The 24657-nt window shown below is 44.0% G+C and carries 27 protein-coding genes; 7 read left to right on the top strand and 20 right to left on the bottom strand.

Annotated features, from left to right (window positions below; all coding sequences use genetic code 11):
* The first annotated feature begins 306 nt into the window (after nt 1-306).
* Entirely contained in the window at nt 307-1494 is a 1188-nt protein-coding gene (fmdA, locus tag NDI42_RS05980) for a formamidase (RefSeq protein ID WP_190460267.1), read from the top strand.
* A gap of 105 nt (nt 1495-1599) precedes the next feature.
* Nucleotides 1600-1875 (top strand): FmdB family zinc ribbon protein, encoded by a 276-nt coding sequence (locus NDI42_RS05975; protein WP_190460265.1) that lies wholly within the window; start codon nt 1600-1602, stop codon nt 1873-1875.
* 25 nt (nt 1876-1900) lie between these two features.
* Here the strand turns inward: NDI42_RS05975 and NDI42_RS05970 are convergent, their stop codons facing one another.
* From NDI42_RS05970 to holA, 15 genes are all read right to left on the bottom strand, one after another.
* A complete protein-coding gene (locus tag NDI42_RS05970) occupies nt 1901-2314 on the bottom strand; it encodes a hypothetical protein (RefSeq protein WP_190460263.1) in 414 nt (137 codons plus the stop codon).
* Between the two features lie 298 nt (nt 2315-2612).
* Nucleotides 2613-3182, bottom strand: a complete 570-nt coding sequence (locus NDI42_RS05965) for an HdeD family acid-resistance protein (RefSeq protein ID WP_190460261.1) — start codon at nt 3180-3182, stop codon at nt 2613-2615.
* 212 nt (nt 3183-3394) lie between these two features.
* Entirely contained in the window at nt 3395-4732 is a 1338-nt protein-coding gene (locus tag NDI42_RS05960) for a GIY-YIG nuclease family protein (RefSeq protein ID WP_190460260.1), read from the bottom strand.
* Nucleotides 4733-4876: 144 nt separating this feature from the next.
* Nucleotides 4877-5440, bottom strand: a complete 564-nt coding sequence (locus tag NDI42_RS05955) for a Uma2 family endonuclease (RefSeq protein ID WP_190460258.1) — start codon at nt 5438-5440, stop codon at nt 4877-4879.
* Between the two features lie 92 nt (nt 5441-5532).
* Nucleotides 5533-6075, bottom strand: a complete 543-nt coding sequence (locus NDI42_RS05950) for a Uma2 family endonuclease (RefSeq protein ID WP_190460256.1) — start codon at nt 6073-6075, stop codon at nt 5533-5535.
* Nucleotides 6076-6178: 103 nt separating this feature from the next.
* On the bottom strand, nt 6179-6877 hold the full coding sequence (urtE, locus tag NDI42_RS05945) for an urea ABC transporter ATP-binding subunit UrtE (protein ID WP_190418630.1): 699 nt from the start codon (nt 6875-6877) through the stop codon (nt 6179-6181).
* Nucleotides 6878-6895: 18 nt separating this feature from the next.
* A complete protein-coding gene (urtD, locus tag NDI42_RS05940; RefSeq protein ID WP_190418632.1) occupies nt 6896-7645 on the bottom strand; it encodes an urea ABC transporter ATP-binding protein UrtD in 750 nt (249 codons plus the stop codon).
* 98 nt (nt 7646-7743) lie between these two features.
* A complete protein-coding gene (gene urtC / locus NDI42_RS05935; protein WP_190460254.1) occupies nt 7744-8862 on the bottom strand; it encodes an urea ABC transporter permease subunit UrtC in 1119 nt (372 codons plus the stop codon).
* Nucleotides 8863-8902: 40 nt separating this feature from the next.
* Nucleotides 8903-10063, bottom strand: coding sequence for an urea ABC transporter permease subunit UrtB (gene urtB, locus NDI42_RS05930; RefSeq protein ID WP_190460252.1), 1161 nt, complete (start codon nt 10061-10063; stop codon nt 8903-8905).
* Between the two features lie 410 nt (nt 10064-10473).
* Nucleotides 10474-11802: an urea ABC transporter substrate-binding protein gene (gene urtA / locus NDI42_RS05925; RefSeq protein ID WP_190460250.1), complete on the bottom strand. Its 1329-nt coding sequence runs from the start codon at nt 11800-11802 to the stop codon at nt 10474-10476.
* Nucleotides 11803-11943: 141 nt separating this feature from the next.
* Nucleotides 11944-12561 carry an urease accessory protein UreG gene (gene ureG / locus NDI42_RS05920; RefSeq protein ID WP_190460248.1) on the bottom strand — a complete coding sequence of 206 codons (618 nt, stop codon included), beginning with the start codon at nt 12559-12561 and terminating at the stop codon, nt 11944-11946.
* A 143-nt stretch (nt 12562-12704) separates the two neighbouring features.
* The gene (locus NDI42_RS05915; RefSeq protein ID WP_190460246.1) at nt 12705-13370 is read right to left on the bottom strand and encodes an urease accessory protein UreF; all 666 of its coding nucleotides are present in this window, start codon (nt 13368-13370) and stop codon (nt 12705-12707) included.
* Nucleotides 13371-13440: 70 nt separating this feature from the next.
* Nucleotides 13441-13872 (bottom strand): urease accessory protein UreE, encoded by a 432-nt coding sequence (gene ureE / locus NDI42_RS05910; RefSeq protein WP_190460244.1) that lies wholly within the window; start codon nt 13870-13872, stop codon nt 13441-13443.
* Between the two features lie 47 nt (nt 13873-13919).
* Nucleotides 13920-14402 carry a DUF4168 domain-containing protein gene (locus NDI42_RS05905; RefSeq protein WP_190460242.1) on the bottom strand — a complete coding sequence of 161 codons (483 nt, stop codon included), beginning with the start codon at nt 14400-14402 and terminating at the stop codon, nt 13920-13922.
* A gap of 218 nt (nt 14403-14620) precedes the next feature.
* Nucleotides 14621-15601, bottom strand: a complete 981-nt coding sequence (gene holA, locus NDI42_RS05900) for a DNA polymerase III subunit delta (RefSeq protein ID WP_190460240.1) — start codon at nt 15599-15601, stop codon at nt 14621-14623.
* Nucleotides 15602-15635: 34 nt separating this feature from the next.
* On the opposite strand from holA, the gene NDI42_RS05895 reads away from it, so the two are divergent.
* From NDI42_RS05895 to cbiE, 3 genes are all read left to right on the top strand, one after another.
* Nucleotides 15636-16418: a DUF1868 domain-containing protein gene (locus tag NDI42_RS05895; RefSeq protein ID WP_190460238.1), complete on the top strand. Its 783-nt coding sequence runs from the start codon at nt 15636-15638 to the stop codon at nt 16416-16418.
* A 70-nt stretch (nt 16419-16488) separates the two neighbouring features.
* The gene (locus NDI42_RS05890) at nt 16489-17106 is read left to right on the top strand and encodes a cobalt-precorrin-8X methylmutase (RefSeq protein ID WP_190460236.1); all 618 of its coding nucleotides are present in this window, start codon (nt 16489-16491) and stop codon (nt 17104-17106) included.
* Between the two features lie 114 nt (nt 17107-17220).
* Complete coding sequence (gene cbiE, locus NDI42_RS05885) at nt 17221-18459, top strand: precorrin-6y C5,15-methyltransferase (decarboxylating) subunit CbiE (RefSeq protein WP_190460234.1); 1239 nt, start codon at nt 17221-17223, stop codon at nt 18457-18459.
* A gap of 309 nt (nt 18460-18768) precedes the next feature.
* On the opposite strand, the gene NDI42_RS05880 is transcribed toward cbiE, so the two are convergent.
* Together NDI42_RS05880 and NDI42_RS05875 are read right to left on the bottom strand one after the other, a co-directional pair.
* Nucleotides 18769-19650 (bottom strand): CPBP family intramembrane glutamic endopeptidase, encoded by an 882-nt coding sequence (locus NDI42_RS05880; protein ID WP_190460232.1) that lies wholly within the window; start codon nt 19648-19650, stop codon nt 18769-18771.
* 228 nt (nt 19651-19878) lie between these two features.
* Nucleotides 19879-20310, bottom strand: coding sequence for an AbrB family transcriptional regulator (locus tag NDI42_RS05875; RefSeq protein WP_190460230.1), 432 nt, complete (start codon nt 20308-20310; stop codon nt 19879-19881).
* A gap of 451 nt (nt 20311-20761) precedes the next feature.
* On the opposite strand from NDI42_RS05875, the gene NDI42_RS05870 reads away from it, so the two are divergent.
* A complete protein-coding gene (locus NDI42_RS05870; RefSeq protein ID WP_190460228.1) occupies nt 20762-21802 on the top strand; it encodes a succinate dehydrogenase/fumarate reductase iron-sulfur subunit in 1041 nt (346 codons plus the stop codon).
* Between the two features lie 10 nt (nt 21803-21812).
* Nucleotides 21813-22004, top strand: a complete 192-nt coding sequence (locus NDI42_RS05865; RefSeq protein ID WP_190460226.1) for a chlorophyll a/b-binding protein — start codon at nt 21813-21815, stop codon at nt 22002-22004.
* 96 nt (nt 22005-22100) lie between these two features.
* Here the strand turns inward: NDI42_RS05865 and NDI42_RS05860 are convergent, their stop codons facing one another.
* From NDI42_RS05860 to NDI42_RS05850, 3 genes are all read right to left on the bottom strand, one after another.
* The gene (locus NDI42_RS05860) at nt 22101-23291 is read right to left on the bottom strand and encodes a TRC40/GET3/ArsA family transport-energizing ATPase (RefSeq protein ID WP_190460224.1); all 1191 of its coding nucleotides are present in this window, start codon (nt 23289-23291) and stop codon (nt 22101-22103) included.
* 165 nt (nt 23292-23456) lie between these two features.
* Entirely contained in the window at nt 23457-23861 is a 405-nt protein-coding gene (locus NDI42_RS05855; RefSeq protein ID WP_190460222.1) for a C6orf136 family protein, read from the bottom strand.
* Between the two features lie 123 nt (nt 23862-23984).
* Nucleotides 23985-24554: a hypothetical protein gene (locus NDI42_RS05850; protein WP_190460221.1), complete on the bottom strand. Its 570-nt coding sequence runs from the start codon at nt 24552-24554 to the stop codon at nt 23985-23987.
* Nucleotides 24555-24657: the final 103 nt, after the last annotated feature.

Here is a 24657-nt window from a genome sequence, read left to right as displayed (position 1 = left end):
TATTTTCCTGCATACTAGCGAAAAAACAACCTTTTCTTTATATTTTTACTCAGTTTGTTTACTTTTATTAATATAAAAAGTATAAAGTACATTTGTATACTTTACTACAGCCAGATAAAAAATTTTATTTTTAAATATTTTCTGTCAGCTTACCAGCTAAGCATTAATAAAAATTGATGCAATACATAGTTTTATATTTTTTGTGCTTTTTTACAAAAAAGCACAAAAAATATCTCAAACATGATATAAGCTCCAAAACCGTTAACTCTCTCAGGTTAAACCCATACAAAACAAAAGGGAAAGACAATGCCTGAAGTTCTCTTCAAAGTAGACCTAAAAAAGCCATTTACAGAACAGGATATCGTTGGTCATAATCGCTGGCATCCTGATATTCCGGCAGTAGTTTCTGTTAATCCTGGCGATGTATTCCGCATAGAATGCAAAGATTGGACAGACGGACAAATTGGAAACAATGATAGTTCTGACGATGTTCGAGATGTAGATTTGTCAGTTGTTCATGTTTTGAGCGGGCCAATTCATGTTAATGGTGCCGAACCGGGAGATATTCTTGTAGTTGACCTGTTGGACGTGGGAACACTTCCCGATTACGAATGGGGTTTTACTGGTATTTTTGCCAGAGAAAATGGCGGCGGTTTCCTCACAGATCACTATCCAACAGCACAGAAAGCAATCTGGGATATTCAAGGAATTTATACAAAATCCCGTCATATTCCCGATGTGAAATTTGCGGGAATTCCACACCCTGGTTTGATTGGTTGCGCCCCCTCCCACGAACTGTTAGCGAAGTGGAACAAACGAGAAGCTGAACTGGTAGCAAGTGGGGGCCCGGTTTGGAAACCGGAAATTCCTGCTTTGGCAGAATTACCAAACCCGAAAAATGCCATTCTTGGATCGTTGAAAGGTGCAGAATATGACCGAGTGGCGAAAGAAGCAGCACGCACTGTTCCACCCCGCGAACATGGTGGAAACTGCGATATCAAAAATTTGTCAAAAGGTTCGCGGATTTACTTCCCCGTTTATGTTGAAGGCGCGAAACTTTCAATGGGAGATATTCATTTTTCCCAAGGTGACGGCGAAATCTCATTTTGTGGCGCAATTGAGATGGCTGGGTACATCGATCTTCATGTGGAATTAATTAAGGGTGGTGTAGAAAAGTACGCGCTAACTAACCCTATTTTTAAGCCGGGGCCAGTTGAACCTCGTTACTCAGAGTATTTAGTGTTTGAGGGAATTTCAGTTGACGAATTTACAGGTAAACAATATTACCTGGATGCTCACGTTGCTTATAGGCGGGCTTGTTTAAATGCTATTGAGTACTTCAAAAAGTTTGGTTACACGGGCGAACAGATGTATTTGTTGTTGGGTTCGGCACCCTGTGAAGGTCGAATTAGTGGGATTGTAGATATTCCAAATGCTTGTTGTACGATTGCGGTTCCAACGGCAATTTTTGAACGGAATGTTCTGCCAACTTAGTTGAAGGTTAGAAAATTGGAAGGTTGAAGGTTAGAATTTTTAACCTCCAACTTTCCAGCGCTGTTTCAATCCGCTAAAAATGTCTAATACGGAGATTATAAAGTTATGCCACTTTACGAATTTCGATGTGAAAGCTGCGGTGTTTTTGAGGAATGGTTGAAGATGAGTGAAGCGCTTAATCCTAAGCTGTGTCCTACTTGCGATCGCATCTCCAAACGGGTTTACTCAGCACCAGGACTGATTACAACACCTTCGGCTTTACGGCGGCGGGTGGAGCAAAGTGCAGAACCAACGATAGCGAAGCGATCGCAAGCAACAGAACCATCATCCTCTAAGTACCACAATCATCATCATGCACGCCCTTGGATGATAGGTCATTAATTTAGACAAAAGGCAAGCAGCTCAGTTAACTCTCAGTCGCTAATAGCCTTGATATTTGTGCGTGCATGAATGCAATGTCTGGATCGCGTTGAATGGCTTGATAGTAACGCTGCTCTCGGTCGCTTCCCTCTTCTGAAGGAGTAAGCAAGGAACTAGCTTCCTTTAACAGCTCGTCAGCTTTTTGTAATGTTATAGATTCTTTTGGACTTAAGGCTTCGTCAATCTTGACGATAAATTGAGAGAACGGACGCAGCCAGGTAAACCATTCATCTTCGAGAACAAGCCGAAGAAACTCTCCGTTTGACCGAATGCGTCCGTGAGACTGCTCGTAACCCTCACGTTCGGAATCGAGTAGTCTTTTATGAAGGCGCAGTAGTGCAGTACGTACCTCGCGCAAGCGTTGGAATCGAATATTGAGAGGAGGATGAGTTGAAGACATTGATCAGGTTTGCGATCGCTACTCTGTTGATCTTGGCATATAGGCGCTACTCATCGGCGGTATTTGCGGCGCAGGCGATCGCTCTGTACTAATTTTCCTACTAAACCAACAACCAGAATTGTGTCAAGGAAGCAATCGTTTAGCTGTGTTAGACAATTTCTTTTCAATTTACAGCCGACCAAATTTTTGGCTGGTTGAGAATGAGAAGTTAATCAGGATGCGATCGCTTGTGTCGAGATGGCGGGTAATTTTCTTGCAGTGCATTACCCGCCTTACGCCAGATTCCAGAGCTTTAGACTCAAGCAGCTTGGTTAGACTGATTCAAGGCAGAACGCGCATTAAACGACAGCATCACGCGGGAAACCCCTGTGGAGAGAACGCTTGCACCAACTAGCGTCCCAATCAGCCAAGGCGCATTGAAGGGCCACTGGAACCAAATCATTGCACCCAGCACCAGCGTAATAATCCCGTCTGTCAGCACCCATGTCCAATTCTGTTGCGGGCGCACCCGGAATGCCAGGATTAGGTTGAATACACCTTCTGTCAGCAAAAAGCTAGCTAGCAACAGGGTCAGTGTCAGGACACCTGTTAAGGGGTAAAAGAATAGCATCACGCCTGTGGCAATGTAGAGGACGCTCAATAAGAGTTTCCAAATGAAAGCTCCTTGATCGCGGGTTTGAAAGGCATAGACTGCCTTGGCAACTCCTGCGCTAGATAGGATCAAAGCAATCCAAGTCTCAGCGACAATTGTCGAGACGTTAGGCACAGCGATCGCAACTATCCCCAAAACAATCAAGAGAGCGCCAGTTAAGAGCGATCCATTAATATTTTTGTTCTTGTTGATGTCAGTAGAAACGTCGGTTGTCATAAAAATCTTTTTTCTATGCTTGAGTGGGCTATACCTTCACGCTAGAAAATTTCTTAAGAACCGGGTAGAGCCTTAAGGTAGACCACTCTGCTATATCAAGCTCTACCTGCTGATATATGCAATCGCATTTTTCCGTCAATTCATGGAAGCGATCGTATCGTCAAGCTTGCAAACGACTTGAGTCACAATTCACTTGCTCTGGCTGTGTTTGTTTAACTGTTGTTGGTTTGGAGGAGCGAGTATAAGGAATTACGCTGTAACCACACACATAGTTTTATATTGGCATTCTCGTTTGGCTGGAATTTATATTCACCGCTTTTGATTTCTTCTCTAACCTTCTCACTCAGACCACTAAACTTTGATGTGTCTTTCATTAGGTCTTCAAACATACCCACTGGAAGTAATATACTCTCAACTTCTACATCATCCTCGCTGAACAAAATAGTTTCTAATCTAAACCTATAGCCAGACCATCTGATAGTAGGAAGTCTATCTACCGCATTCTGTAAGTTGAGTATTATGTTATCCCGCTGTGGATCGGGATTTTTTTGCCCATAAGTTATCCACCAGTAAACATTATGCCTAACAAAATGCTTACCGTTTGCATTAGTACACACCTCTATTTCTATACCATCCACATCCAAGAACTGACGGGTCATTACTCTAGCTTCACCTTCAGGCATTGGTTCTAATTCCTCCCAGAGTTCGACTTCGACAACATCTTTACGCTGTGGTTTAACAGTTTGAGGGTGATTAGTCAGTTCTATAGGAATAGGATCATCTTCTAATGCACCTAAAGCTGAAGTTTCCTTTTTCGACTCTGGTACATCTGCTAGAAGTATTTCTAGCTGTTGATGACTAAAAGCCATAAGCTCTACACCAGCAACAGTCCTACGAGTCGAATCATCCATAAAGCTAATTAAGCCTTGAGCTGGAGCTAGGTCTATTTTTATACCGTTATACTCGGTTTCCCAGTATCCGAATTTACCTGAACTCTTAGAGTCTGTGTGGTACTCTTTCCACTTCAACACACTAGCTTTTTTGTTGATGTTTTTTAATGTACTCCGTATGCTGCCTGATATTCCACGCTTACCCAAGACAGGGTAAACCAAGTATATTGTTGGCGGTTCTTCGTCAGCGATGGGGTCAAACCCAAATATCATTGTGTTCAATTTGGCTAGCTGCTGAAGGCTCTGCTGTAATGCTATCTCCGCTGGAGTTATTCTTCTAACTGGTGATACTACTTTCGACCAATTCAGTGGTGGCTTGTATAAATTTATAAACTCATTTTCAAGATTTGAAAGAGTGTTTATATCATTACTGCAAACCATCCAGCTAATACTAATGCGATTTTTTCGATTAAACCTTTTTAGCTGATTAAATCTATGGTGTTCTCGCCATCGAGCAACTAAGTTAACTGTTCTACCAATGTAAATGACTTGGCCTTTACTGTCAGATACGAAATAGATTGCTGCACAATTAGGTAGATTACTTTTTTCTAACAAATAAACAAATGGCAGGTCAGACAAGTTAAAGTCTTTTAATGACATTTCAATCCTCTAAGGAAAGTTTCGCTTGCAATGTATAGAAGACTTCGCCCATGAGGTAATCGCTGTATGCTTTCCTAAAAACACATTGTTCCCGTTTAGTATCACACATCATCCCCATTTTTCCGACTACTAAATCAGGTACTCTTACTCTAATAGCCAGCTAAATACTTCACCTATCGTCAAACAGAGTTCATTGGCAAATGAAGGGACGCGAAGCTGCTGTTCTGGTTGGTCAAACACTTCTGGCTGTTGCTTAGGTTGATAAACAAAGATAGTTTGTTCATTTGGGTCAATTAGCCAACCCATCTGTGTTTCATGTTTGAGAGAATGCATAATTTTTTTGATAACTTTTGTAGCGCTTTGGTCGGGAGATAAGATTTCAATTATCCAATCAGGAGCCGCTTGAAATACGTTTGCTACACCGCCATTTTCCTTGCGGGGAATTCTATCCCAAGTGAATATTGCTACATCTGGCACAATTGACCGTCCACCAAACGTATACCGCAGTTCTGGAAATGCCCGTGCAACTTTCTGGGGCTTAACAACAGCATTAACAGCAATAATTAGTTCACCTTGGATGGTGCTATGTTCTCCCTGCGGCATTGGCTTTTGTATAATTTGACTGTCAATGTACTCGCTGGCTGGTTCGGTTTCTGGTAGCTTCAGAAACTCTTCTAAACTAAGAGGTTTAGCGGGTGTTTGTACCATTTGAGGTTACTTCGATTTATGCTGAATGCAAGTGTAGCTATCCAGGGTGAGCATTACCCACCGCAACTATTGAGACTTATCATTACATACCCTCAGCTTGCCCGACGTAACCAGGCAAACACTTGATCAACCGTCAATTCTAATGGGATATCCTGGGGGAAAGGCAAGCGATCGCTATTTCTCAACAGAGCAATCCGATTATCGGGCCATAGGATGATAATTACCCGTTCTGTCGGATCGATCAGCCACCCTAGCTGTGTCCCCTCCTGCAAGCAAGTTTGAATCTTGACAATCAATTTAGTAGTGCTTTGGTCGGGAGAGAGGATTTCAATCATCCAATCAGGCGCACCTTCAACAGCGATATTCTCAGAAGGGACTCGGTCTTGGTGAATAACTGTAATGTCAGGGACGACAGAATTGCTGCTTAGGATACAGCGTAACTCTGGAAAAGCTTTGTAGGATGAGTCCGCTTGGTCAATTGCAGCCGTCAGGCGTTTTTGCAAGATGCTGTGGAAGGCTGTGGGCATAGGTTTTTGATTGGCTTGTCCGTCCACAAACTCCCAAGCTGGTGACTCCTCAATATTCGGCAGCTTTAGGAAGTCTTGCAGTGCGAGGCGTTGCGTAGTGGTAGCCATCAAGATTCGTAAGATTGCCTGTTACAAGTCAATGGTATCGTTTTTAGACAGTCTAGCTGTCCTATTCTGTGCTGTCCTATTCTGTGCAAAGCTAACCGCGCCATTACACTGCGAGAAATCTCTCAATTACATCTTGGCTCAATTCGCTAGTAGAACCAGAGGCAACAATGCCGCCTTTTTGCATTGCATAATAACGATCTGCTTGGCGCACAAAATGCAAGTGTTGTTCTACTAATAAAACAGAAATTCCTGTAGATTCAACAATCCGGCGCACTGCGGCTTCTATCTCCAAAATGATAGATGGTTGGATGCCTTCGGTGGGTTCGTCTAATACGAGTAACTGCGGTTTTCCCATCAAAGCGCGTGCGATCGCTAGTTGTTGTTGTTGTCCTCCACTCAAGTCGCCACCCATGCGCGAAAGCATGGATTTTAAGACTGGAAAAAGGGCAAAGATTTCCTCTGGAATTTCTTGACTGCGTGCGCGATCGCGTCTAGCTTCCAAACCTAGCAATAGATTTTCCTTCACTGTCAAACGCGGAATAATTTCCCGTCCTTGGGGAACATAGCCAATCCCCAGCTTTGCTCTTTGATCGGTCGAGTTGGCATTTATCAAATTACCTGCAAAAGTAATCGTGCCTGTGCGGGGCTTTATCAACCCCATAATTGTCTTGAGCAAAGTAGTTTTACCAACGCCATTGCGGCCAATTAGACAAACCATTTGTCCCGCAGGTACGCTCAAATCTACATCCCAGAGAATGTGACTTTCACCGTAGTAAACATTTAAACCAGTAATTTGCAGCATTTGAATTTTAATTCAACATCAAGACACTAATTGCTGTCCCAAATAAACTTCAATCACGCGAGGATCATTCTGCACTTCCTCAATGCTTCCTTCACACAAGACTGAACCCTCGTGCAGTACCGTAACTTTACGAGCAATTTGGCGGACAAATTCCATATCATGCTCAATCACAAGAATAGAATGACTTTGAGCTAGAGCTAGAAGTAAATTACCAATGTTTTCGGTTTCTTCATCAGTTAACCCAGCCACAGGTTCATCAACAAGCAACAAATCAGGAGATTGAGCGACTAACATCCCAATTTCCAGACGTTGCTTTTCTCCGTGAGAAAGTAACCCAGCAAGAATATCTGATTTAGCCGTCAACCCAATGGTTTCTAGCAACGCGATCGCTTTGCTATGTTCAGCACTAGAGGGACGACTAAATAGGGTAAAGAGAGCATTTTTATTGTGATTGCAAGCGATTTCTAAATTTTCGCGTGGTGTTAGATTCAAGTAAATGCGGGGGGTTTGGAATTTGCGGCCAATTCCCAAACGGGCGATTTGATATTCTGAGAAAGCTTTAACATTTCTCCCCTTGAATAGCACTCGCCCTTCTGTCGGTTTTACCTTGCCAGTGATGACATCCAGAAATGTTGTTTTACCTGCACCATTGGGGCCAATTACCACTCGCAATTCTCCAACATCCATGTTGAAATTGAGGTTGTTTAGTGCTTTAAATCCATCAAAACTAACAGTTACATTTTCAGTTTCTAGTATTTTATTGTTCATATTTTTTAACGCAAATTGATGCAAAGGAAGGTGCAGAGGTTGACAGGGAATAAGCAATAACTTTGCACTTACCTCTGTTGTCCTTTGCGGTAAAAAATTTACTCATCATTCTGAGTGCTAATTTCTGCTTCCAGGCTAGGATATGTGGCGACTTGTTTACGGAATCCCAAGAGCGATCGCATTCTATCTAAACCTTGATAACGGAGCCAGCCAATCAAACCATCGGGAAGAACTGTCACCACAATTAGGAATAAGGCACCTTGGAAAAATAGCCAACTATCCGGATATTCTTCGCTCAAGAAAGTCTTGCCGAAGTTGACCACCAGCGTTCCTAATATTGCGCCTACCAAAGTGGCACGACCTCCCACTGCTACCCAAATTACCATTTCAATCGAAAAAGCAATATCCATCGCTTTCGGTGAAATTAAACCTGTTTGGATAGTAAACAAGGCACCAGAAATTCCTGCTAAAGCAGCGGAAATTGCAAATACAATCACTTTGTATCCGGTAGGGTTATAGCCAGAAAAACGCACTCGGCTTTCATCATCTCGAATAGCAATTAGCAAGCGTCCAAAACGATCCTTTGTCAACCACCGACACAGGACGTAAGATGCCACTAAAAACAAAACTGTGAGAGTGTATAAAACCAGCTGTGTCTTACTATCACTGACAGTTGACCCCAAAATAGTTTTGAAGTTAGTTAAACCATTGGTGCCGTTAAAAAGTTTTTGCTGCCCGTTGAAGAAATTGAAAAAAACAATTGTTGCTGCTTGAGTTAAAATCGAAAAGTATACGCCGCGAATGCGGTTGCGAAATACCAAATATCCTAAAATTGCGGCTAATATAGCTGGGATTATTACTACAGCCGAAGCAGTCAAGCCAAGCGAGTAAAACGGCTGCCAAAACCAAGGCAACTCCGTCACCCCATAAAGTGACATAAATTCTGGTAAACCGCCATTCAAAGGCGCTAATTGCAAATGCATCCCCAAAGCGTAACCGCCAAGGGCAAAAAACACCCCATGCCCCAAACTGAGCATACCAGTGTAGCCCCAGATTAAATCAATACCCAAAGCAGCGATCGCTAACGCCAAAAAACGCCCCAGCAAAGTGAGACGAAACCCAGAAAGAACCGCTGGCATCACCAAGATTAAGATAAGAGCGATCGCCACGACCACTCCTACCTCTATTAATACTAACTGGCCTCCTTTCTTTCTCATTCTTCGCGTCCTTCGCGCCTTCGCGGTTTTTTAGATTTTTCTAAGCATCAACCGTGCGTCCCTTCTGGGGAAAAATTCCCCCCGGACGCACTTGAAGAAAAGCAATAATCAAAGCAAAAACCATCACCTTCGCCATACTTGTCGTAGCGAAAAATGAAAAGAAATCCGAAAGCGGTTTAATGGGAGCAAGCCACAGCGCCAGAGTATTAGAACCGATGAGATAGTTTGCCATACCGATCGCGATCGCAGCAACAATACTACCCACCAACTTACCAACACCGCCCACAACTACGACCATAAACGTATCGACAATATAATTCTGCCCAGTATTTGGCCCCACAGAACCCAGCAAACTAATCGCACAACCAGCAACACCAGCTAATCCCGAACCCAACGCAAAAGTCAGTGCATCCACTTTCTCTGTAGGAATTCCTAAACAAGCACTCATACTGCGATTTTGCGTCACTGCCCGAATTCTCAAACCCCAAGACGAACGTTGTAAAAACAAGTAAATTCCGGCAATACAAAGAATCGTTAGCACGATAATAAAAAGCCGCGCATATTGCAACTGAAAGCTACCTAACGGCAACCCACCTCGCAGCCAACTAGGAGCCGTTACATCAACATTTTGAGCGCCGAACCATGCCTTAGTCACAGCCAGTTTATAACTTTCTCCCAAAAGTTTACCTATTCTCGCAGCAATTTCCCACGAAACAGGTAACATTACCACTATTACCCAAGGGCGAATTCTTTCAAAATCTGCGCGACGAGACAGAACCTTCAAAGCGCCGAAAAACAAAATACAAAATACACTAATTTCAATTATCAGCACCCAGTTAACGCTGCGGACAAACTGTTGCAAAATCAGGCTAACACCCCAAGTTGCCAACAGTGTTTCTAGAGGTCGTCCGTAAAGATAACGAATTACCCCACGCTCCAGAATTAATCCCACAGCAGCTGCTACCAAAAAAGCCAAAATTAGGGCAAAAAAGATATAAAGTTCAAACCAAGGTTTTCCCAACATCTTGAACCCATTTTGCACAATATAAGTTGTGTATGCTCCCAGCATTATTAACTCGCCGTGAGCTAAGTTTATGACACCCATCAGCCCAAATACAATGGCTAAACCCAGCGCCGCAATTAGTAAAACAGCACCAATGCTAATCCCGTTAAATATGGCATCTAACACTACTTGCAGCACTAGCTTTCTCCCAATTAATTGATTTGCATCGCCTTTGTTGCAGCTTACCTTTTTACATAAGCAGGTGATAGGTATCTAACTTCACTTCTGGTAATTGGTAATAAAGAATCAGCGGACTATACTCATTACCAGCCTGAAAGACTTACAGCTATTTTCACCGCTGAATAGTTTTTCTTGGATGTACACTTACTAATTAAAACTGCATTGCATATAGCCTATTGCATAAAGCATATTATTCCAGATGCAAATTTCAGCGGGTAATACATGGAGATTAAACAATCACCTATTCCCATGAAAAAAAACGCAATTACTACCTCTGCTTAAATTTATTAGCTTTTTTAGCTGTCCTTTATCCTTTTACTGAAAGCAATAGATAAGAATAAAGGACAACAAGCTAATAATTGGACAGCTTAGGCTTTATATTTACCACCTTTTTTCAAATCAGTCCAGTCACAGGCATATCCCTTAGTTTCAGCGACAAACTGGTTCCAGGGAACAGGAGATACTGCTTTCGGTGACTCGTAGACAATCTTAAATAGACCGTCATCCGCAACTTCACCAAGCCGCACAAACTTGGCTAAGTGATGGTTATTTTCCAGTGTCACTCTGCCTTCTGGAGCATCGAAGGTTTGACCTACAGCAGCCTTTTTAACCGCTTCTATATCGTCAGCCGTTTTTGCTTTCTCAACAGACTGCTTCCATAAATAAACAGCAATGTACGCTGCTTCCATCGGGTCATTTGTTACCCGATCGGACCCATATTTCGCTTTAAAGGCTTCGACAAACTTTTTATTAGCAGGAGTGTCCACAGTTTGGAAGTAATTCCAAGCAGCGTAATGACCTTTGAGATATTCTGTACCGATTGCTTTAACTTCTTCTTCGGCAATACTTACAGACATTACCGGATATTTATCTGGGTTCAATCCTGCACCTTGCATCTGCTTGAAGAAAGCGACGTTACTATCACCATTAAGAGTATTGAAAATTACTCCGCCCTCTGGCAGTGCTGCTTTTATTTTGGTGATGATAGGCGTAACTTCTGTATTACCCAAAGGTAAGTAGTCTTCACCTGCGGTTTCGCCGCCTTTGGCTTTTAATTGCTCTTTAATGACGGTATTGGCGGTGCGAGGGAAAACGTAGTCGGAGCCTATGAGGAAGAACCTTTTACCTTTATTTTGCAACAACCAATCAACCGCAGGCTCAATTTGTTGATTTGGGGCAGCGCCAGTGTAGAAGATATTATTAGAACACTCTTGTCCCTCGTATTGTACGGGATACCAGAGCATATGTTTTTTCTCTTCAAATACTGGCAGTACAGCTTTACGACTTGCAGAAGTCCAACACCCAAAAACGGTAACAACTTTATCTTGATCAATTAATTTTCTGGCTTTTTCTGCAAAAGTAGGCCAGTCGGAGGCACCATCTTCTTGAATAGGTTGAATTTGTTTGCCTAGTACGCCGCCAGCTTTATTAATCTCGTCAATTGCTAACATTTCGGCATCGACGACACTTTTTTCGCTAATTGCCATCGTACCGCTGAGGGAGTGTAAAATCCCGACTTTAATGGTGTCTCCTCCACCAGCAGCGGCTACGGTAGTCGCGCCGGGAGAGGGAGAAGCAGCTGTTGGACTGCTGGGATTAGTGGTGGAAGTCCCACTGCAAGCCTTGAGAAGAATACTGGTTCCTAGAGTGGCAGAACCGTATAGAAGAAATTTACGTCGCCCTAATCGCTTTGCCATACCAATCCTGTACTCCTGGCTTCATCAGCCCAATGATAGAGAACATACACAGCTAAGGAGTGATATTAGAGCGATGGTCTAGGAAAACATTGTAGTCTTGGATACAAAATCCAGATTTTTAACAATCATTGAAGGGTAAGTTCAGGTTGCTGTTTGGGGAATTTCTCCCATATTCAAACGGATAAACTTTAAAACAGCGTCTAATCCTTGCTGAGTCTTCAAATTTGTAAATATAAAGTGTTTTTCCCCGCGCATTCTCTTGGTGTCTCGTTCCATGATGCCCAAATCAGCTCCCACTAAAGGGGCAAGGTCAATTTTGTTAATTACCAGCAAATCTGACTTGGTGATGCCGGGGCCTCCTTTGCGGGGAATTTTGTCACCTGCTGCAACATCAATTACGTAAATTGTCAAGTCTACAAGTTCGGGACTAAAGGTTGCAGCTAAGTTGTCGCCGCCACTTTCTAAAAATACTAGGTCTAAATCTGGAAATCGCTGTTCCATCTGTTCGATGGCGGCTATGTTCATGGAAGCGTCTTCGCGGATGGCGGTGTGGGGACAACCGCCAGTTTCTACGCCGAGGATGCGATCGCTTTCCAATGCTTGACTTTTCACTAAAAACTGTGCATCTTCCTGGGTATAAATATCATTGGTGACGACAGCAATGTGGTATCTCTGCCGCATCGCCTTACACATCGCCTCAACTAAGGCAGTTTTTCCCGAACCCACTGGCCCTGCTACGCCAACCCGAAATGCACTCATGGGATTGCTAATCGCTAATGGCTAATGGCTAATTTTACCAAGGCAATTAGCTATTGCATACCTCAAACGCCACGCCCCGCGCACAACTCTGGCTCCCGAAGCTACGATAGAACTCAATTACCGTTAAGTCAGTGCCATTTACGTTAACTGCGAAATAGTCGCGTGTACTGGGTTTCGTGTGCCATACTCGCCAGCGCTAATCCCCAGCCACAACTACTGAGATCGTCATCCTCTAAAGCTAAAATTTCATTGGTAGCATCACCTATAGTGGGATGCAGTTCAAAGAGTAGCTGTTGCCCAGCGGTTTGTCCCAGGGGAATCAGTTTCACTCCAGATGCGATCGCATTCGTCGCCCAACTGTGTAAATATCCCAACATTGCTTGCTTTAGCTCAATTTGCCACTCTTGTGCGGCGATACCGAAAGCGATCGCATAATTACAAGGATTTCCCACAGCATCGGCCATTAACTGCACCTGCGGCTGTAGTTCCAGAAATAATTTTAAAAGCGATCGCCCCATCTGCCAACTTTGCTCTCGCAATTCTTGGGTTTCTTTAGCAGCAGATAACCAAGCATTCCAGTAACTTAAAGCCTCCAAATCGCCAGCTTCTGCACCTCGATAGGCGCGGATCGCTATCGCCGCCTCCAACCGAATTGCCCCATAGCGGAGTTCCTGCTTTAGCCAGTCTCCCAGATGCCGATTATCAATTACACCAGCCTCAACTAGCGTTTCCAAACCTTCGGAATAGCTATAGGCACCCACTGGCAATGCTGGACTAGCAAGCTGTAACAGACACAGTAAATTGCTCATTGGAAATTGGAAAATTGGGAATTGGAAAAAAGTCTTACCTAGTCCCCAGCCCCCAATCCTCAGTTCCTTTTTAATGCCCGTAAGCACCTGGTTCAGGTTGAAAAGGTGCGATTTCCTCTCGTACCTCCACCCCTATATGTTCCAGCATTGCCTGCAAAACTGGGTCAGGAGATAGTCTTAAATAGGTGAGAGCAATTTCTATCGGTACGTGCCGATTCCCCAGATGATAAGCCGCACGCAGCAAATCTAGGGGGTGTTTAGCTGTCACCGTGAGAACTGGTTCCGGTTTAGCAGCAATTCTCACCACAACATCACAGGTTTCAGATTGGAGGAGATCGCGATCGCGCAGCACAGTCCCTCTAGGTAAGCGTAGATACAAAGCTTCACCTGAAGGCGTTTCAAAGCGATAGCGGCTGCGGGTACGCTCCTCGGCTGTCAGAGCCAGAGTAAAACTAACTTCTACATCAGGCTCGGCACTCAAGCGTTGCGTTATATTTAGCATCGCTTAAAAAGATAATGACAAAAGAAAGAGATTCTCAAATATCGCCCTTAGTTAGATTGCAGACGAAGCATTTCATTTTGAATCCGTGTTTGTAGATCCTTATCGCTCTGCGCTGCAATGGTAACTTGGTTGAATCGTTCATTTGTCAGACCATTGCTCTGGATAATCTTTTGCGACTGCTGACAGTAATTTCTGGCAATTGCCTGAGCATTTCGAGGCAGCGATCGCAATGTATTAGGTCTGCCGCAGATAATATTCGGAGGGCTGCCCACAAGTTTCTTAATGTCATTATAGGCAGATTGGCGACCAGGCTCCATCGCCAAGATAGCTCTGGCAACTTTAGTTACTTCCTCATTAGTAACATTAGAAGCTTGAGCGTATGCCACAGAATTAAACTCTACAGTATGGTAGCCCCCGGAGATACCCGGTGCGATTCCCAATAGCAGGCTTAGGGTGGCGAAAGTTCCCACACTTAGGCATTGGGATAAGACTCGATTCACGTAACGGCGGGAACAGAAGGAAGTCATCATGATCTAGTGCAGCCAAAAATAGGAAACTAAAGCAGTACGTGCATTACATTTTCTGAACTATTTTAAGGGTGAGAAGTTCCAGGTAAAGAGGAAGCATTTATAAATTATTTCCTAAATTTCACAGATGCACTTTCAGATGCCAGATTTAGGGTGTGTGAGTCCAAAGCTGTAACACACGTTTATGGAGAGATATTTTAAGGGTTTTGGTGCGTTACGTTTCACTGATACACCAGGCAGAGTTCTATGATTTTAGTTTGTAGAGTCGAGAGGGGATCTGCGCCTCGCTTTAGGCTAACTTCAAGATCCAGCAGTAAGGGTAATGTTAAACTAAGTTGCCGACTTGATAAGGGGTTGACTTCTTTTCGCAGAATGTAAACTCGATTTGGGTTGCCTATCTCTACCGCAGTAGCGATCACTCTTTCATCTCGCTCCCCATCCTCTATCATAAGTTTGACCCATAACCAGGTGCGAAATTGACCAATCAAAGTAGCTACAATCTTCAAAGCTGGTTCATTGCGACCGATCAAGTCAGCAACCAAACCGGAAGCTTTAGCCGCATTTCCCTGAATAATTGCCTCTGCCAACTTCAAGCTATTATGGGTGGTTGATGTTACCAGAGCAGCAATAACATCAGCATCAAGTGCTTTTGCATCTGTCCCAGCATAGCAACTTAACTTTTCCAGCTCATTCCAAAGCTGCCTGGTATCATTTCCCACAGACTGTGCTAAAAGTTCGGCACCAGCCTGAGTCAGTTTTACATCGACTTCTTGGGAAACTTGCCGCACTCGTTTTAGCAACTCTTCTGTTTTCCAAGGTGGAATGAGAGAAAATTCTCTAATCTCAGCATACTGTTGCAGCAACTTGGTGGATCTGAGACGACCATCAGGTTTAGTTCGCGTTGTCAGTAATAATACTGACGACTCAGGAAGCACTGGTATAGTCCGCTCCAACTCAGTCAGCAGGTCTTCAGAACATTGCTGGAATATAGTTGTATCAGTCAACCATACCAGACGCGAACCGGTGAGCATAGGAGGGGTCATCGCCTGGTTCAGTCCGGTGATGGCAGCATTGGCTTGATCGGGGGAAATTTTGTCATAGTTAAAGCTAGCCCATTGCGGATCGACAAATCGATGCAAAAGGAGATTAACGGCTTTTTCTAAGGCAAAATCATCTTCTCCCCAGTAAAGGTAAATTGGCATTACAGCATCTTTTAAAAGAGCGAGGATATCAAAATTGGACGAGAGTTATCAAATTTATTTAAATCGGGTAGCCCGACTACCGCTACCTGCTACCTACCAGTCCCAAGTACAACATATACAGGAGTCTCCGAAGTTTAAGCCTGATGAATCTGGCGAAAGACAGCCAGTGCCTTTCCCAGGCTATACGGTAATCACGCCACCTTGGGGGGATGATTCGGAAAATTCTACGTTTTACGAAACCTTGAAGGTATGCCAAGACCAACTATTGCAGCAGTTTGACTCCGGTTTCTTGGTACCAGTACCTCCGGAAAGCTTTCACTTAACTTTAGCGGATTTGATTTGGGACAGTGCTTACAGACACGCGAATCAGAAGCCAGCGTTTGAGGAACATTTGCGCTCTGCAATTGGTAAAATCTTTGAGCAGTCTAAGCCGTCAATCAGTTTAGGGCATCCTTTACGCTGGCAATTGCTGGGGTTGATAGTGATGCCTCGCGCGATCGCTGTGGGTTTACTACCCAAGGACGAGGAAACCTACGAAAGAATTTTGCAGTTTCGCCGCTGTATTTATCAAAATCCCGGTCTGATTGCTTTGAGGGTTGAACAGCAATACCGTTTTACTGCCCATATTACACTAGGATATTTTGGGAATATTTCACCCGATTTGGATCGCCAAGCTTTATGCAATAAGCTTTCGGAATTTAACGATCAATGGGTAGAAAATTACCAAGAACTGTTGGCACACCGCGCAGAACTGAGGAAGTTTGACGATATGACCCACTATTACCGCGGCCCTGACTGGCCTGTTTTAGAATTTTAAGTTGTCGGGGCGGGTTTTAAGATAACCTTAGCATCTGGCAACAGCAAATCTTCCTTAGACCCGCCCCTGAATGAGCCTTTTAAATCATCCTATTTTGGAGCAGAGTTTCGCAGTTATTGACCGAGAAATCGGCGAACATAACTTTAGCCCCGCGGAGTATGCGATTGTCCGGCGGGTGATTCATACTACAGCTGATTTTGAGTTTGCAACATTGATTCGATTTAGCCCTGGGGCAATTGAGAATGCGATCGCATCTCTCCAGCATCGCGTGCCTATTATCACAGACGTAGGCATGGTAAAACAGGGAGTTGCTGGGATGGTATCGAAAACTTTTGGCACCCCGCTAATTGCCGCAGTTGAAGAAGCACCCGTCCCACTTCCCGGTAAGACGCGCACTGAAACTGGTTTGATGCACTGCTTTGAGTTATTTCCCAACGCGATTTTTGCTATCGGGAATGCTCCCACCGCTTTACTAGCTCTTTGTACTGAGTTGCCAAAAGCAGCAGTACAACCAGCTTTGGTAATCGGCGCACCTGTGGGCTTTATCTCCGTGCTAGAGTCAAAAGCGGCACTCGCTAACACTCCCGTACCCCAAATTCGCATCGAAGGGCGCAAGGGCGGTTCACCAGTCGCTGCTGCTATCGTTAATGCTCTGCTCATCTTAGCTTGGGAGGGTTATGAGAGTTAACGCACAGAGACGTGGAGAACCCAGGGGGAAGGAATATAAGCTCTGTATTTCTTTTTTTAGTTTTTGCCGACCCCCTTTTGAAGGGGGACATAGGGGATCGCCTTGTGCTTTTCTATGACTGTACACGTTGTTGGAATTGGCTTGGATGGCACAGCAGGACTAACACAAACTGTGCGGCAGATTGTGGATCGGGCTACGCTGCTAATTGGAAGCGATCGCCACCTCTGTTACTTTCCCCACCATCCAGCCCAACGTTTGCTACTAGGAGATTTAAAAGCAGCAATTGACAAAATTCGCAATTGCTTGTACAGTGCTTCAGAAATAATTGTGGTATTAGTCAGCGGCGATCCGCTATTTTTTGGATTGGGACGGCTGCTACTTGTAGAACTTCCAGCAGAACAATTAACTTTTTACCCGCATCTGAGTTCGATTCAACTGGCTTTCAATAAAATAAAAGTGCCTTGGCAGGATGCGCGGGTAATTAGCGCTCACGGGCGATCGCTTGACGAGTTAACTGTAGCACTGCAACAAGGCGTGGAGAAGATTGCGGTGCTGACAGATGGGACGAATACGCCAAATGCGGTCGCACATCTGTTACTTGCCTTAGATTTACCCAGCAATTACCAATTCTGGGTATGTGAAAATCTCGGCGGTGTCGATGAACAGGTTCAATGTTTTGCGATAGACAGCCTGCTGGATAAAACTTTTGCACCCCTGAATGTGGTGGTATTACTACGTGTAGAGGCGGATGAATTGCCTCTAAATTTAGAATCCTTGCCGATGCTGGGATTACCAGATCGGAGTTTTTTGAGTTTTAGCGATCGCCCAGGTTTGATGACTAAGCGCGAAGTGCGTATTCTCGTATTAGGAGAACTAGCACTACAGCCAAAGCAAATTATCTGGGATATCGGTGCCGGAACCGGATCGGTTTCTATCGAAATTGCCCGTTTGTTCCCCACGTCTCGCGTGTATGCGATTGAGAAAACCTCTCCTGGCACCAGTTTAATCCAGAAAAATTGCGATCGCTTCCAAGTAGAAAACGTAATTTCTATTCATGGCGATGCACCAGAAGCTTTATCTCAACTTCCACCGCCCAATCGCATCTTTGTCGGTGGTAGCGGCGGCAATTTAACTGAAATTCTCGATACCTGTAATAATCAGCTAACTTATAGTGGTGTTTTGGTGCTGGCACTAGCAACTTTAGAACATCTTAATACAGCTTTGGATTGGCTTTCCCGTCACAGTTGGGATTACCAGTTGTTGCAAGTGCAGCTATCGCGTTCCGTACCTGTGGGAAACTTGACGCGGTTTTCGCCTCTTAATCCAGTGACGATTTTAACTGCAACTCGTTGAAGGCGCGATCGCTCATCCAGAAAGCACTTCATCCAAGACTTGCTGGAATTCTTCCACAGAACCAATAAGAATCGCCCGTGTGAAAAGCGTTTTCAGCACGGATGGATCGTTTATCCCGTTAATCCTCTCGACAATCGGGAAAATATTCCTCTATGACTTCTTTCTAGAGACTATCGTAATCAGTAGATTGCTCGGTCATACGTTTTCAACTGCCGAAGCTGAATCATAAATTGTGGCTGACTTGCGATCGCTTCCCCTAAAACTTCAATCTCAGACTTTGTTTACTCTAGATTATTTCAGCTTGTCGGCTCAGTTAAATAACACCCAGAGAAGGCCTCCAGTTCCCAATACACACAGAATTCCCATCCCACCAGCTAAGGGTTTTTCTCCTAAACCAGTCATCCAAGCTGGAACTTTACCCGTGTAAGTAATCAACCCAACGGTATCCAAACTAGCTATAACCCAAATCCAACCCGCGTGTAGTCCCCAAGGCAACCCCAGACTACCACCATCACAAGCACGAGCTAATACTAATACCATCCCCATCAGCCACAATCCCGGCAGCTGGGGTAGAGTTTCTTGCTGTTCCCAAACCAGATGTAGCAGAGCAAAAATTAAGCTGGAAATTACTGCCGCTACCCAAACTGAATAATCTTGCTCAAGGGAAGTAAGCAAAAATCCCCGAAAAATTAACTCTTCAATTCCACTTACCAACAATCCTATTAATAGTGTCGGTAGCACGATAGATCCCACTACCGATCCAATTTTGGGCGACTGAATCTCTACCTCTGGAGAGCTTTGATCTTCTTCCCAGTGCCAATTTATCCAGCCTAAGGCTTTTTCTATGCCAAACACCACCACCAGGCTTAGCACAGCCAAGCCTAAGCCTTGTCCCAGTGAAACTAAAACTGAAGCTTTCCAATTCAAGCCGTAATCTGAAAAAGGCATCCCCTCCACCAAAGAAGCACCCCACACAATCAGTGGAGCAATTAAGTAAAGCGAAGCTAATAAAGGTAGCTTTTGCTCTACTGCCAATGGCTTAGGGGGTTGCCATTTCAGAAATTTTGCCAGAGGAATCGCCACTGGCAACCAAAGAACTAGCCAAACAAGGAAAAAAGCGATCGCTTTCCACACAGCGGCTGCTTCTGCAAGTAACGCCAGCAACCGCTTTATTTGGTCAAAAATAACCATTGTCAAGACAGCTTTTATTGGCACAAGCTTAACATCTTAAGGAAAGCGAAAACACTGCCTTGTATACTTTCGGAGGGCGAGCATAAACCCACGCAGCTACTATGCAATAGCCCTCCGATGTATTAGCAAAACACTAGACAATCCCCTTTAAGGAAAGCCAGTTAATTTTCTTTCAGATGAAATAGCTTGTTTTGTCAAAAGCACCCCTAGACCAGTAACTATTACTGCCTAAGATTCCTCATCTTCCTCGTCTTCAGTATCTTCCTCCATATCTTCCGCTGCCCGGGCTTTATCGCCATCCACCTGAATTAAGTGAATATGCTTGTAGCCCAGCTTAATTTCAAACTCATCACCAGGCTTTAATCCCATTGCCTCAGTGTAGGTTGCACCAATAACAATTTGACCGTTTTTGTGTACGCTTACACGATAGGTTGGTTCGCGTCCGCGACCATCTTTTGTTCCTTCTGGATCGAGAGGAACACCTTTAGCACCCAAAACTGCGTCATAAAAGTCTGTTAAGTTGACACGAGTCTGGTTGTTCTTAGTCACGGTGTAATAGCCACAGCGTTTTGCTGTTTCTCGCCGTGGTAAGTTTGAAAGCTCTTTTACTTTTTGAAGCAGTGCTTTCCCTGTCAATGGAGATGTTGCGGTTTCAGTCATCGTCTTACAAAATACACTTCAATCTACAGTATAGTAAAGAGAGTCTTCTGCCAATATTTGAGTACATAAAAAATATATATTTAACTTACTCAGCCCAACAAACGATTTTTACAAGGTGAGTCCTCAAGTTCATGTCTTGCTGCAAAATTTGGTTGTTCGGTAACAGTTGAGGTTCTTACTACCACTTGTCAAGTCATTTAAGGAGCGACTAGAGACGAGAGACTAAAGACTCTATAATTTTATAAAGTCTAAAGTGTAAAGTATACTATTACCGGAAATCTATCTTTGGGATGACAAAGCGGGGATTGATCTGTTTTGTCTTCATTGCTCTGGACATAAAAAATAAGAGCTGCACACCTAAGTCAACCTATGTAAAACAAAGTTGTGCTTGCCTACACAGTGCTGATTTCAGTCTTAGACTAGAAGATGAGAGAATGAAGAGCCTTTAATCATGCAAGTCCTTTTTAAGGTCATTAGGCAGGAGCAAAATTCTCCTCCTCAAGTTCAGACTTACACACTGGATGTTGATCCCGGCAACACAATTCTGGATTGCTTAAATCGTATTAAGTGGGAGCAGGATGGAAGTTTAGCTTTTCGCAAGAATTGTCGCAACACAATTTGCGGCAGCTGCGGAATGCGAATCAATGGTCGTTCTGCGCTAGCTTGCAAGGAAAATGTGGGCAGTGAACTGCAAAGGCTGCAACAGATAGCGGCAAGTGCTACAACCTCAGATACGACGAGAAATACCTCAGATACCATCCCAGAAATTACCATTGCCCCAATGGGCAATATGCCTGTAATTAAGGATTTGGTGGTAGATATGCACAGCTTTTGGGATCACCTTGAAGCTGTTGAACCCTATGTCAGCACTGGTGCAAGGCAAGTCCCGGAACGAGAGTTTCTGCAAACACCCGAAGAGCGAGAGAAACTGAATCAAACAGGCAATTGTATTTTATGCGGTGCCTGCTATTCTGAATGCAATGCCCGTGAAGTGAACCCAGATTTTGTAGGCCCCCACGCTTTAGCTAAAGCTTACCGGATGGTGACGGATTCTCGCGACTTTGAAACAGAATCTCGTTTGGAAAAATATAATCAGGGGACTCAGGGCGTTTGGGGCTGTACCCGTTGTTTTATGTGCAATACGGTTTGTCCGATGGATGTTGCCCCAATGGATCAAATCGGTAAAATTAAACAGGAAATTCTTGACCGGAAGGATGCCCAAGACAGCCGCCAAGTTCGCCACCGGAAAGTATTAATTGATTTGGTTAAGGAAGGCGGTTGGATTGATGAACGCCGATTTGGGCTGCAAGTGGTGGGTAACTCTTTTCGAGATATTAAGGGGTTAATCAGCTTGGGGCCACTGGGTTTAAGAATGCTGGTTCGGGGTAAGTTCCCTTTGGGATTTGAGCCGTCCGAGGGGGCGTTGGTAGTGCGATCGCTTATTGAATCTGTTCAAAGTCTGGAATCTCAACCAACATCTGACCAATATTAAACTAAAAGCGATGAATCCTGAAACTACTCCGACACCAAAACAAACGCCAGCAGAAGATTATAACAGTCCAGAACCTGCTTTTGGCTTTTCACCCTACGCCGAGCAACTTAACGGACGCTTCGCTATGGTAGGGTTTGTTGCTTTGTTAATACTGGAATTTTTCACCCATCAGGACTTTTTCACCTGGCTAGGACTGCGCTAATAGCTTACTCGTAAAGTAGCAAATAGCAAATCGAGGCAGATACTCTAGAATCTAGAGTATCTGCCTCCATCCCTAAATTTGCCTAGATTAATTTTCTCAGCTTACCTTAACCGCATCCGCAAACCGGATTTTCAGATAATCATTCTCCATCTTGGCCCCGGATGGTTGTAAAGCCGCCAGTGCTTGCGGCAATACCAAATTTCGCCGATGGTTGCCAATGGTAATATTTAATTCATCCCCAGTTTTACTCAATTGAACTTGATCCTTGGCAATACCAGGTAAATACAGTTCCAAACTGTACTGGTTTTTTTCTTGGACAACTCTCAGAGTCGTTTCCTTGTAATATACCTGAGTCGGGTCTTCGTCCTTATATAGCGTTTCCTTCAGCCGTTCTAAGGCATCCAAACCGCACATTTCCTCAGAGTAAAGTGGAACTTCCTTCACAGGCAATGGATGGAAATTTTGGTGAATATCCTGCCGATATTGCTGCTGATTCTCCTTCCAACGTTGAAAGAAGGGGTCAGTCACTTGCTCTGGTATAATCCGATTTGCCACCACCAAATCTGTAGCAACGTTGTACAAACTTAAATAAGCATGGGCCCGAAGAGACTCTTTAATCACCATTTTTTCTGGATTGGTGACTAAGCGCACCGAAGTTTGAGTATTGTCAGTTAATACTTTTTCCAACGCTTCAATTTGCTCGTAAAATTCATAGGGAGCATCCATAACCTCTTTATCTGGTAAAGAAAAACCTGCAAGTGGTCTAAAAATGGGTTCAACCAAAGGTCTTAGAGCAACTGATATTCCTTGTAATGGCTTATAAAAACGTCTCATATACCAACCGCTAACTTCCGGTAAACTTAGCAGTCTTAGCGCAGTTCCAGTGGGAGCTGAGTCAATAATGAGTACATCAAATTCGCCTTCATCGTAGTGGCGCTTCATGCGAACTAAACCGAAAATTTCATCCATCCCAGGTAGAATGGCTAATTCTTCCGCCTGTACGCCATCCAATCCCCGCGCCTGCAAAACCTGGGTGATATAGCGCTTGACAGCACCCCAGTTGCCTTCCAATTCCATCAGCGCGTCTAGTTCTGCTCCCCACAAGTTGGGGCGAACTAAACGCGGATCGTGTCCTAATTCTAGGTCAAAACTGTCGGCAAGAGAGTGGGCGGGGTCGGTGCTAAGAACTAAGGTTTTATAGCCGAGTTCAGCACAACGCAAGCCCGTTGCAGCTGCTACAGACGTTTTGCCAACGCCCCCTTTCCCTGTCATTAAAATTACACGCATTGATAATTAAACCCCGCTTGAAAATTGCTTATATTTATTTACTTTAGCGGGTTTTCTCTAAGTACAGGTATTCTTGAAGATTTTGATTCCTTAGTTTAAATGCTAAATGAAATTTATTTACTTTACTACCTTCTATAAGCCGTTATAGTAAATTTACTCTAAAAATTATTCATTTTTATTCCCTTTAAGGGATAAACCGGGGATATGCTGCTTTAGGACATCGAGGCGGGAACATTTCCAGTAGTCAATATGAGAATTAATTAACCCATCGGAGTTGACTTTTAATTCGCTCCAGCCGGGAACAGCAATGCGTGGTTTCCAGGGAAGCGGGGTGTTCCAACTTAATGTCCACTCCATGTTTATTGTGTCTCCTGACTGGCGAATGTCGTGTAAATCCATCTTGACGGCAATAAAAAAGGTGTTGATAAAGCCAATCATGGCTTTATACTTCCCAAGACCACGAAATTTGCTGAGGGGATCTTGGAAAAAGATATCTTTTGCATAGATGCTGAAGGTCTGGTTTTCTGGGAATCTCTGATAGTCTTCTTTAAGAATTTGAAGGATGCCCATAAGATAAAAAGTATGATTAGAAGTTATACCTAGTTTGCTAAAACTCTCTAGAGGATAGGGTTTGACAATCCAAAATCCGCTCCCCCTACATTTTTAGGGGGAATTCCAAAATCTAAAATGGTGTTAAGGTTCCACTTCTGGCCACAGGCGTTCTAATTGACGTCGCCAAGCTGCCAGCACTTGTTCACGAGCTTCAGCGCCTAGATCCATTTCACCCATTAAACCTTCTTCATAAAACCGATCTAAGGTTTGGAGTGTTGCTTCCAGAGTTTGTCCCTGTTGTTTGGCAGCAAGGATAATTTGACTGATGCGAGTTTCAATGAGCTGGTTAAAGCAGTCAGATAAACCTGTTTGATGCAGAGAGACCAGTCGCGCGATCGCTCCTGAAAAATCCTCTCCACTTAAAGTATCGAGATTGTGCTGAAACACGCCCCATAACACCTCTTGATGCAGGGCATAGCGGCTTTCCTGGGTATTATCAAAGTTGGCTTCTAAGAGCTGTTCCAAAAACGGTTGAGCTTCTTGAGCGGGTGCGATTGGTACAAGAACTCGCAACCAAGATCCATCGTCGGATAGTAGCACCAACAGCCGCATTTGGGGCGTTTCTACTTGCCACAATCCGGGTGCGGTTGCCTCAATAGCTTCTGCACCAAATATTTCTGTAAGGTTAGCGTTGATTTGTTCAGGTTTCATAATTTTCTAATAATAATCCCCCAACTTGCGTCGGGGGAAACTTCTCAAGACATAGAACTGAAGAAGGAAGGGAGAATTAATTCATTTTTGTTCATCCCTCATC

It is taken from the genome of Funiculus sociatus GB2-C1, from assembly GCF_039962115.1.
Classification (GTDB): Bacteria; Cyanobacteriota; Cyanobacteriia; order Cyanobacteriales; family FACHB-T130; genus Funiculus; species Funiculus sociatus.
The sequence above is the reverse complement of the archived record's forward strand: the minus strand, read 5'-3'. Positions and strand labels throughout refer to the sequence as shown.

Bases quoted from the DNA above. Each gene is read 5' to 3' on its own strand.
- fmdA (WP_190460267.1), top strand. From the start codon at position 307: ATGCCTGAAGTTCTCTTCAAAGTAGACCTAAAAAAGCCATTTACAGAA.
- NDI42_RS05975 (WP_190460265.1), top strand. From the start codon at position 1,600: ATGCCACTTTACGAATTTCGATGTGAAAGCTGCGGTGTTTTTGAGGAA.
- NDI42_RS05970 (WP_190460263.1), bottom strand. From the start codon at position 2,314: ATGTCTTCAACTCATCCTCCTCTCAATATTCGATTCCAACGCTTGCGC.
- NDI42_RS05965 (WP_190460261.1), bottom strand. From the start codon at position 3,182: ATGACAACCGACGTTTCTACTGACATCAACAAGAACAAAAATATTAAT.
- NDI42_RS05960 (WP_190460260.1), bottom strand. From the start codon at position 4,732: ATGTCATTAAAAGACTTTAACTTGTCTGACCTGCCATTTGTTTATTTG.
- NDI42_RS05955 (WP_190460258.1), bottom strand. From the start codon at position 5,440: ATGGTACAAACACCCGCTAAACCTCTTAGTTTAGAAGAGTTTCTGAAG.
- NDI42_RS05950 (WP_190460256.1), bottom strand. From the start codon at position 6,075: ATGGCTACCACTACGCAACGCCTCGCACTGCAAGACTTCCTAAAGCTG.
- urtE (WP_190418630.1), bottom strand. From the start codon at position 6,877: ATGCTGCAAATTACTGGTTTAAATGTTTACTACGGTGAAAGTCACATT.
- urtD (WP_190418632.1), bottom strand. From the start codon at position 7,645: ATGAACAATAAAATACTAGAAACTGAAAATGTAACTGTTAGTTTTGAT.
- urtC (WP_190460254.1), bottom strand. From the start codon at position 8,862: ATGAGAAAGAAAGGAGGCCAGTTAGTATTAATAGAGGTAGGAGTGGTC.
- urtA (WP_190460250.1), bottom strand. From the start codon at position 11,802: ATGGCAAAGCGATTAGGGCGACGTAAATTTCTTCTATACGGTTCTGCC.
- ureG (WP_190460248.1), bottom strand. From the start codon at position 12,561: ATGAGTGCATTTCGGGTTGGCGTAGCAGGGCCAGTGGGTTCGGGAAAA.
- NDI42_RS05915 (WP_190460246.1), bottom strand. From the start codon at position 13,370: ATGAGCAATTTACTGTGTCTGTTACAGCTTGCTAGTCCAGCATTGCCA.
- ureE (WP_190460244.1), bottom strand. From the start codon at position 13,872: ATGCTAAATATAACGCAACGCTTGAGTGCCGAGCCTGATGTAGAAGTT.
- NDI42_RS05905 (WP_190460242.1), bottom strand. From the start codon at position 14,402: ATGATGACTTCCTTCTGTTCCCGCCGTTACGTGAATCGAGTCTTATCC.
- holA (WP_190460240.1), bottom strand. From the start codon at position 15,601: ATGCCAATTTACCTTTACTGGGGAGAAGATGATTTTGCCTTAGAAAAA.
- NDI42_RS05890 (WP_190460236.1), top strand. From the start codon at position 16,489: ATGAGCCTTTTAAATCATCCTATTTTGGAGCAGAGTTTCGCAGTTATT.
- cbiE (WP_190460234.1), top strand. From the start codon at position 17,221: ATGACTGTACACGTTGTTGGAATTGGCTTGGATGGCACAGCAGGACTA.
- NDI42_RS05880 (WP_190460232.1), bottom strand. From the start codon at position 19,650: ATGGTTATTTTTGACCAAATAAAGCGGTTGCTGGCGTTACTTGCAGAA.
- NDI42_RS05875 (WP_190460230.1), bottom strand. From the start codon at position 20,310: ATGACTGAAACCGCAACATCTCCATTGACAGGGAAAGCACTGCTTCAA.
- NDI42_RS05870 (WP_190460228.1), top strand. From the start codon at position 20,762: ATGCAAGTCCTTTTTAAGGTCATTAGGCAGGAGCAAAATTCTCCTCCT.
- NDI42_RS05865 (WP_190460226.1), top strand. From the start codon at position 21,813: ATGAATCCTGAAACTACTCCGACACCAAAACAAACGCCAGCAGAAGAT.
- NDI42_RS05860 (WP_190460224.1), bottom strand. From the start codon at position 23,291: ATGCGTGTAATTTTAATGACAGGGAAAGGGGGCGTTGGCAAAACGTCT.
- NDI42_RS05855 (WP_190460222.1), bottom strand. From the start codon at position 23,861: ATGGGCATCCTTCAAATTCTTAAAGAAGACTATCAGAGATTCCCAGAA.
- NDI42_RS05850 (WP_190460221.1), bottom strand. From the start codon at position 24,554: ATGAAACCTGAACAAATCAACGCTAACCTTACAGAAATATTTGGTGCA.